Here is an 8,762-nt window from a genome sequence, read left to right on the forward strand (position 1 = left end):
CTGATAACTCACGACAAACCATCCCTATCGGAGCGCGCCCTTATGGATAACAGAAAGGGTGGGGCTGAGTGTTTAGGCCAACGTCCACAAGCCAAGCAACATATAGAGCCGTGATGGCGTTCATCGCCGCACTCATCGCCATGGCCATGGTTTTGACGTCGCAAGCAGTTCATGCTGCCGGCGATGAGCACACCGGTGGCACCAAAGCGTATGAGCTTGAAGGTGAGTGGAAAGACCACCCCGACGAAGTCACCTCTGGTGTGGATGTGCTTTCGATGGTGTGGCGTCTCGACATCAACGATTCGGCGCCAGCACCAGGTAATGAGCCGACAACCGACAACCTGTTGACCGTCACGGTTGAAAACGCTCACTTCGGCGAGATCCCAGCCGAATGCCTCAGCGGCGACAAGGGGGCCTCCGAGCTCTCTGAAGATAAGCGCACCCTGACGTGTGACATTGGCGAGCGCGATGAGGGTACCGCACAGATGGTGCTTTCGGGCATCAAGGTTGACGGCCCGGCTGATTCGCACGTTGCCGCAAAGGCTTCGTTCCGTGGGCTGGCGACTGAACTACCGAAGATCCCGATCACGGCGCCCTTCTTGATGGATGCGAAGTTCGATGGCGGCGCGCCCACCTCGTTGACCGGCACACCGGATGACTACCAGTTCTTGAGCTTCCCGTTTTCGCTCTCGCATGCGACGGGTTCTTCTGCTGGCCCCGCGAGCGTCAGCTATGACATCACCATTAACGCGGTAAAGAACGAGCGGATCACGCTCCAAGACGTTGCTTGCGCCCCGATTGACCGGGTGCATGCGGGGTATCCGTTCTCAGCATCAAACAAGCCTGCCGAGCAAACCACAAACTTCCCTAATTGTGAGTTCGTACTCGTCGACCCCGAGACGAATACTTTCCGTTTGACGCTCTCTGACCTTGATTACACGTCAAAGCGCGCCCAGTTGGATTCGAACGGTGTGCCTGTGCCGCAGGTGCAGCCGAAGCACCCGCGCGAGGTCATCGCGGCGGGTGAGTTGCGCGTCAAGATCCCCTACATTCCCCAGGGACGCGAGGGGTCGAACTACCGCGACAACGTGCTTCTGAAAGCATCGGCGCCCACTTACACGGCCGCTGATGGCTCAACCAGCGAGGATGATCCCTCGAACAACGAAAACCGGGCCCCGCTGATCCGTGGTTCGTGGACTGGCGCGTGGGTTGTGGCCTCGCAGTCGCCGAAGGCATACCCGGGCATCGGCTGGTCTGACACTTCTCGTGCACCCGTCGGTGCCACGGTCATGTCGGTTTCGGGTATCGCACCGCGTCGCCCGGGCGACTCGATCAACCAGCCCGGCGGGTTCGCCGACACGTGGATCTGCAACACTCTCGACACTGAGCGTGTTGATTTCGTTGATGCCCGCGTGGTCGCCGACCCCGATGCGAAACCGAACGTCTACTACGGCAAGCACATTGAGGATTTGAAGCTTCTCTACTACACGGGTGAAGTCGAGGATCCGAACCTGTTCAAGTGCGGCACCACAGAAACCCCGTTCGATGAGGGCAAGGATGAAAAGGACGGCTGGAGCTACACCAAGCCCGCCGACCTTTCTGCGGTGAAGGCCGTGAAGGTGCGCATCCCTCACGATAAGACGCATCTGTCGAAGCTGCCGCGCTCGATGTTCTATCTGACCATTGAGCAGAAGATTCACGACGATGTTGAACCCGGCGCTGATGTGTGGGCTTGGACTTCCGTGCTGGAAGAAGACCACACCACCTGGAATATGGATCTCAACGCGAAACGTTACTTCCAGCGCATCATCGATGAAGACAAGGTCGATGCAGACTATGCTCGACCCGGCGTGCTCACCGAGGGTGTGCGCTACCCGTACTCTGGCCCGGGACGTGACCTGCTACGCGTGGTGCCGTCACTTCCTGTTGTGGTGAAGGATGCCGCCCAGCCTGAATACGGCCCTGGTGAAGAAGCCGACTACACGATCCGTTACGGCCTCGAATCTGAAGTCGCGAACATGCCTAACGACCAGGTGGTCATCAAAGACACCCTTCCGCGAGGCATGGAGTATGTGGCAGGGAGTGCCGATGTTGAACCGGATGTGCAAACCAACGATAAGGGTGAGCAAGTTCTCACGTGGACCAAAGAAAACGTAGAACCTAACATCCACGTTTTTGAAGAGGGCAACGCCGGCGTCATCAATTACAAAGCGAAGCTGCCCAAGGATGCGAAGCCGGGCGACGTTTTCACCAACGAGGTCACCGCATCCAGCCAGGGCCAAACCCGCACCGCACAGGCTAAGGTGACGGTGCCGCGCGCGGGCTACACGTCGCTCAAGAAGACCGTGGGCGAATCCGTTGTTGAGACCGCCCCGAACGGTGTGGCCGCTAACGAGTGGAGCATCAAGCTCACCTCGAAAGACCCGACCCGCTCAAACGTCACTGACGTGATCGACGTGCTCCCCTCTGCCGGGGATGCGCAGGGTTCGAAGTTTGATGGCACGCTCAAGGTGACCGGTGTTGAAGCTGCCGATGGCGCGAAGATATACAGCACCACGGTTGCCACCACTGAGATCGATGAAGACCCGAACGCCGACGTCAACGGCGGTATGGGAACCCCATCGGCGATGTGGGAAGAGGGTGTTAAAGAGAACGCGACCGCGGTGCGCGTTATCACCAAGGCTCCCCTGGCCTACGGCGATGAGCAGACCATCACCGTCAAGACCGAACTTCACGGCGCAAAAGCCGGCGATGTTGTTGTGAACAAGGCCGTGGGGCGCGCCGAAAACACGAAACTGCGGATGCGCACCTCTGCTCAGTTCACCGTCCACACACCAATCGATGTCGACGTCGAGAAAGTGTGGAAGGACGAAAACGGTGAAACCCTCACCGCGACTCCGAGTTCGGTAACGGTTCAACTGATTCGCAAACAGGGTGACGAAAACATCCCTGTGGGTGAAAAGGTCGAGCTGAATGCCGGCAATGGGTGGAAGCACCGGTTTGAGGGCCTGCCCACTCTGGTCGATGGCCAACCGGTGAGCTACACCGTCGAGGAGGACGCTGTTGAGGGCTTCACTTCGCAGGTCGATGCGGGGATGGTCGACAGCACCTACCGGGTGACCGTCACCAACACTCGCGAACCGGAGCCGACGCCAACACCGGAGCCGACACCGACACCGGAGCCAAGCGACGAGCCAACGCCAACGCCTGGTGATGAGCCAACGCCTGTGCCGACGCCGGAGCCAAGCGACAAGCCAACTCCTGCGCCGACGCCGAAGCCAAGCGACAAGCCAACTCCTGCGCCGACGCCGAAGCCAAGCGACAAGCCAACTCCTGCGCCGACACCGAAGCAGTCGGAATCGCCGGGCCCTGGTTTGGTGCAAACCGGTGCCGAGGTTTCAGGCTTGCTCGCGATTACTGCCGCCGTGTTGGCAGCCGGTTTGCTACTCATCAGGCGGCCTCGCAAGCAGTAGAACGCTGCGCTGACGCCGGGTGAATCCCCTGCGGCTAGCAATTCGAAGGGGGCTGGGCCTGGACCGTTAAATCGTCCAGACCCCGCCCCTTTCGGTATAGACACAGCCGCATCGGGCAGTTCACACCAGTAACCCGCTTCGGCTGCGACAATCAGGACAAGCAGATCAAGATTTGCCCCATTGTGGCCGCGCATATGAGCGAGTGCATCGAATGCATGATTCAGTGTGCAACGGCCGATTCGAAGGACATCGACCGCCTCGAAACTCTCGTCGCTGTCTGTGGCACCGCAGCAGCGCCTTGCAACAACAACGAACCCGATCAGCACGCTTAGTCACGATCGCATCTGGCGCCGCGTCTCGAAAAGCTGCTCGCAAGCTTCGTCATGGCCGTAGCGCCGGCGCAGCTCCATAAGACATGCGTCAAAGCTGAGTACAGGGTGCCGATACCTGGCAAGCATTCTCTCGATTGCTTGGACTGCTATTTCCGGGCCGAAGTCTACGGTGTCGGCAAAGAAGTCGATTGGATGCTTCACTTCAATATCAAGAGGCATTAGGGAAGCCGGAAAGTCCCGAAGGTTGTTCGTAACAATGACGCCGGCTCCACCAGACTCAGCTGCCGCTACTACGTGCTCGTCGTTAGGATCTGGCAATCCATAGACGTTCGACACGTCACTATCCACTGAGACGAGTGCATCGCTGAACATGCCGCGCATGGCGAGCACGAGCCGCGAAGCTCGTGCTCGAGCTTCGGCACTAGGAACACCTCGATCTTGCAGTTTAAGTTGCTCGCCGAAGCGCAGCTCTTCGAGAATCTGCTCGCTCCACAGCGGTCGATAGAGCCGAGCCACAGCAAAAGATAACAAAACGTCGCGTTGCAGACTCGGCCACAACACACACGTATCGAGCACTGCCCGAAACACTATGCCCCGTTTGCCCGTTCGGCTGCGACTTCGGCGCGCACGCTCTTGAAAAACTCTGCAGGAGGAATTTCGGTGTCAAGGTCGCTCGTGGCTGCGATCGCATCGAATTGCCGAGTTTCGTGGCGTTTTTGATACTCGAGCACGTCGACCAGCAGGATCCGGCGATGTCTCCCGATTTTTGTGGCGGGCAGTTCACCGTTCTCGACCAGCCTGACAACGGTTGGCCGCGAGACTCCCAGTAGGTCGGCCGCCTGCTGCGTCGTTACTCGTTCGTGGTTGGGGCGAATGGTTACCGCCATACCCTGCTGCATCGCATCAACGACTGCGACAAGCAGCTCATAGACGTCTTTCGGCAGCACCACCTGCTGGCCTGGCTCCGGCCCCGAAAGAAAGCATTCTGCTTCGGGAACCTGACCACGCTTTGCCTGAAGTGCCTCATTAAAATCATGCAGCTTCGCATACTTCTCGAGGTTTTCAGAGGACGGTACGTACGTCTTAGATTCATGCAGCGCAGACACCGACACACCTACTTTCGTTTTGTTCGTTTAGCTCATTTTATGTGGGCCACCGACATTGTCGAGCACTTCGAAAGCGGGCAGTTCGTTGACGAGCCGCTGCGTTTCGAGCGAGAGCGTCACGAGTGAGCCGATGAGATCGGCAACGTAGCGCGGGTTGTGCTGTTCGCGCAGCCAGTCGTTGGGGTCGTTGACGATGCCCGAGGCTTTGTCGGTTTTGATGTAGTAGCGATCGATGATCCACTCAAGCGGGCTGCGGCCACCGATCTGGTAGTCGTTGGCTTCGGCGGGAATGCCGCTGATGGTGAGGTATTCGTTGTATTTCAGCGCGGTTTTCGTGGTGCGCTTGGTCCACGACATTCTTTTGCTGCCGATGCGGTAGCGCTCATAGGCATCATCGGGCACGTCAGCGGTGAAGTCGTATTGCAGCGCCTCGGGCGCGGGCAGGTTTTCGTAGTGGAGGTGCAGGTCGGCAAGCGCCCGCCCGATACGCGCGTAGTCAGCAAAGCCTGCGCAGTGCGGGATGCGCGGCAGCATCTTTTTGAGGTCGGCCGCGTAGCGCTCGCGATACTCGGGGTGGTGAAGCAGGGCGTAGACGTAGTAGAAAATGTCGTCTTTGCTGATGCGGTCGTCGCCGTAGACTCGACGGTATCCGGCGAGGGTGTTGTCGGTGATGTTGTCGAGGCGGCGGTAGCCATCGACGATGACATCGTTCTCTGATGCGGCGAGCGCGTCGAGATTAAACGCGCCGTCGGCCGTTTCCAGCGGCTCCCAGGTGTAGCGGGCGAAGACTTGGCCTCCGCTACTTGCCCCAGTGAGGTGAAGATCCGGCATGATCGCTGTCAAGAGGACGCTAAACGGAACTTTCGTTGCCGAGCCAACCTGGTAAATCGCCAGGTTCTCATGTGCAGCGGTCGGCCACAGCCTCGGCAGCTTGGAGGTTCGGCAATTCAGCCGCCCAGATTCATCAAAGTAGACAAATTGCTTGATAAATGGCCGGTATATAGATTCGCGCCATTGCCCACCATCCATCGTCGTTACTCGATTGCGGCGGAGATCAGAAAGGTTGATCGCATCCCACGAACCACGCGTACTATCACGGCGAATAAGCTGCTCAGCAGATTTGTCCGCACCGTTATCTATCGCACGGTACGCGCGCTCGCGCTCCTCGTTGAGATAGTCAACGTGGGCATGAATATTACGTCGAAGCTCGTCCTCGTCGAAGTTATAGCACCAGGCATCGCGGTTGGTTTTCAATCCGTTCGAGCTGAGCCCGAACACTGCCTGCTCACGCGGGTCCCTACTCGCAATAGCTTGATAGGTGCCAAAGCGCTGATCACGTTGATTGATCCAGTCGCCCGCCTCGTTCGGCGTGATCTCGGTGAACTCAGTACCGGCAACACTCGCCTCGCGCTCAAGAATCTCGAATTTTTCTTCCCGAGTGAGATAGTCACCAATATCAGAATAGTGAATCTTGGCCGATTCGTCGCCTCCCTCACCGGTTTTCACGAGGAAGGTGATTGCAACACCGGTCATAATGTTAAATACGTTTTGCCCCTCTTTTTTCGCAGCGTCACCCTGCTTGCCGCGAATCGACCCGCGAAGATTAAATACGAAGATTTCGTCAAACTCGTCCTGCCAGGTGAGCCGCACTCCGTCGGCGGTGTTCCCGTCAATGAAGGCGCTGTTCGAAATAAATCCGATAACACCGCGCTCACCAATGCGATCGGTCGCCCAGCGCAGCGCCCGATAGTACGAGTCGTAGAGACCGTTCTTAAGCGTGGCGGTAGAGCGCTTTGCATAAGTGTCAGCAATGCGCCCATCCACCAGCGGATACTTCGCATTCTGGTTATTGTCGTTCGCGCTCTTCTGCCCCACCGAATACGGCGGGTTCATTAAAATCACGCTGATCGCCGCGGTTCGCTGCTGCTCAACGCGCGCCGTGTTTTCGGCAAACACGCCACCGCCAAGGTGATTCTGGCGTTCATCCATCGCGAAAGTATCGGTGAGCGAGATCCCCGGGAAACCGGTGTCGCCCGCATCCAGCCCCGCCTCTTCGCAGAGCTCGCGGTACATTGCCTCGATATTCACCGCCGCAATGTAGTAGCTCAGCAGCACAATCTCGTTTGCGAAAATCTCGCGGTGGAACTTGCGCGACAGATCCTCGGGCTTGATGACCCCCGAGTGCAGCAGCCTCGTAATGAACGTTCCGGTACCCGCAAACGGGTCGTAGACCGTATCAGGTTGGATACAGGGGCTTGTGGTGCGCGGATGACGCAGATGGGGCGAAACTAGCTCGCCGATAGGGAATACGTGCCGTGGTGCTGGTCGTTGAGTGGTCTGCTCGGGCGGTGTGGATCCGCGATCTGGTGCGATCGGGAGGTGGAGTCCGGAGATGTGAACCCCGACCGGCAAGGCTGGGAGCGAGGAGCTAAAAAGTGGGGCGAGCGCCAAAAGGTAGTGCCGGTTGCGGCTTGCTATTAGCCATGATCAGAGCGTGTAGGTACGTGACGCAAAGACAGGATCCGCCACCATACACTACTCCGATCTGGTGACAGTCCACGCCCGCTTGACCTACCGGCTGACCAGCTTCCTCCTCGAAATCTCGCCGCCGGGGACAGCGTCGAGTGGATGGACGCATTCCGCGCCCAACGTCACGCAGCCATCGTCTTCACGATCACCGAGTGGGAGCAGTACTGGCTGGGTACGCGTGTGGATCCGCGAACATTAGAAACGGATGTAATACTGACAAGCACAGCTGTGCATCCCCTATTTGAATGAACAAGGAGTCAAGAATGAAGTTATATTCTATTTACAGTAAACTGCTTAATTCAGAGTCTTACATAGAGCTGATGAATAGCGATAGAACGGAAGTGCAATTTTATTTCTTATATGACGAAGGCGAACTAAATACGAAACCTAAATTTAAAGGACAGGAAGGTTTCAGCACTAAGAATATTAAACTTACCGATAAATATGACAGCATAGATAGTCTGTTGGTCTTTTCTACTGATTTTTATGAAAAAATGAGTCTTCTACTCGAAGGCGAAATGCAGTTTTCTGAAGCAGAGCTAGTGATAGGTGGTGGAATCATTAATTGTTATATTGGGAAAATAACCAACATTCAAAGCATTTTAAACGAAGAGAAATCAGAATATGATGAGTGGCTAGGGGATGAAGATGAGCCTTTTGTAGAAACGCCAGTATTTATGAAGGAGATTCGTAATACTGTTTATTGCGTTAGAAACACATCCCGACAACATATCGTAGGATTTACAGAGTTGTTCAAACAACGGGTAGAACAAGAAGGTTTAAAAATTGATTTTCAAGAGGTTAAACAATAATTTATTCGACTCTCTGATTTAACGGGACCTAATCAATGCCATAAGGAACATTAAACCTAATGAAGTGCAGCTCATACGCGATGAATAACTAACGACGTGATCGGTGCCGCACAGAATCCTTCAAAGATTTCTTGACGACGAACCAAGACGCTGCGGGAGTGGAAATCCGTCTTGCCGGTGGGGTCACACATCGAGTTCCAATTCAGAATTGAGCCAACCACGGACACAATGCCCATGATCAAAGTCGCCCACTCTCAGTGGGCTCGCAAAGAAGCTGTAATCTGCCCGCTGTTTTACGAGCAAGGTCGTGCGGGCTGATGATGCCTGACTGGATAAGTGGCACAATGAATGTGCCCGTTCCCGTGAACGGGTCGCACAACTGGTCACGATGGATACAAGACCCCAGTGCGGAGCAGGGCCATCGAACAGCTTCGATACCGGCTATGAACTGGGATTTCCGGCTGCCGCGGACGTTTGGAGATTAGCCTGCTGTACCGCTGAGTATCTGGC

General features: G+C 56.4%; 5 protein-coding genes. 2 read left to right on the forward strand and 3 right to left on the reverse strand.

Translation table 11 applies throughout. The annotated features are described in order from the left end of the window. Positions 1-113 precede the first annotated feature (113 nt). Positions 114-3,473 (forward strand): Cna B-type domain-containing protein, encoded by a 3,360-nt coding sequence (locus RQ865_RS08005; protein ID WP_311478709.1) that lies wholly within the window; start codon positions 114-116, stop codon positions 3,471-3,473. Between the two features lie 332 nt (positions 3,474-3,805). Here RQ865_RS08005 and RQ865_RS08010 read toward each other — a convergent pair whose 3' ends face one another. From RQ865_RS08010 to RQ865_RS08020, 3 genes are read right to left on the reverse strand one after another with little or no spacing between them, the layout of a single operon-like run. Then, positions 3,806-4,381, reverse strand: coding sequence for a PIN domain-containing protein (locus RQ865_RS08010; protein ID WP_311478692.1), 576 nt, complete (start codon positions 4,379-4,381; stop codon positions 3,806-3,808). An 11-nt stretch (positions 4,382-4,392) separates the two neighbouring features. Next, positions 4,393-4,911, reverse strand: coding sequence for a helix-turn-helix domain-containing protein (locus RQ865_RS08015; protein ID WP_311478694.1), 519 nt, complete (start codon positions 4,909-4,911; stop codon positions 4,393-4,395). A gap of 27 nt (positions 4,912-4,938) precedes the next feature. Next, positions 4,939-6,999: a type ISP restriction/modification enzyme gene (locus RQ865_RS08020; protein ID WP_311478696.1), complete on the reverse strand. Its 2,061-nt coding sequence runs from the start codon at positions 6,997-6,999 to the stop codon at positions 4,939-4,941. 686 nt (positions 7,000-7,685) lie between these two features. Here RQ865_RS08020 and RQ865_RS08025 point away from each other — a divergent pair. Further along, positions 7,686-8,252 carry a hypothetical protein gene (locus tag RQ865_RS08025; RefSeq protein WP_311478698.1) on the forward strand — a complete coding sequence of 189 codons (567 nt, stop codon included), beginning with the start codon at positions 7,686-7,688 and terminating at the stop codon, positions 8,250-8,252. The last annotated feature ends 510 nt before the right edge of the window (positions 8,253-8,762 follow it).

This window comes from uncultured Gulosibacter sp., assembly GCF_963509965.1.
Taxonomy (GTDB): domain Bacteria; phylum Actinomycetota; class Actinomycetes; order Actinomycetales; family Microbacteriaceae; genus Gulosibacter.

Excerpts from the sequence above, each read along its gene's own strand:
- RQ865_RS08005 (WP_311478709.1), top strand. The coding sequence starts at position 114 with ATGGCGTTCATCGCCGCACTCATCGCCATGGCCATGGTTTTGACGTCG.
- RQ865_RS08025 (WP_311478698.1), top strand. The coding sequence starts at position 7,686 with ATGAACAAGGAGTCAAGAATGAAGTTATATTCTATTTACAGTAAACTG.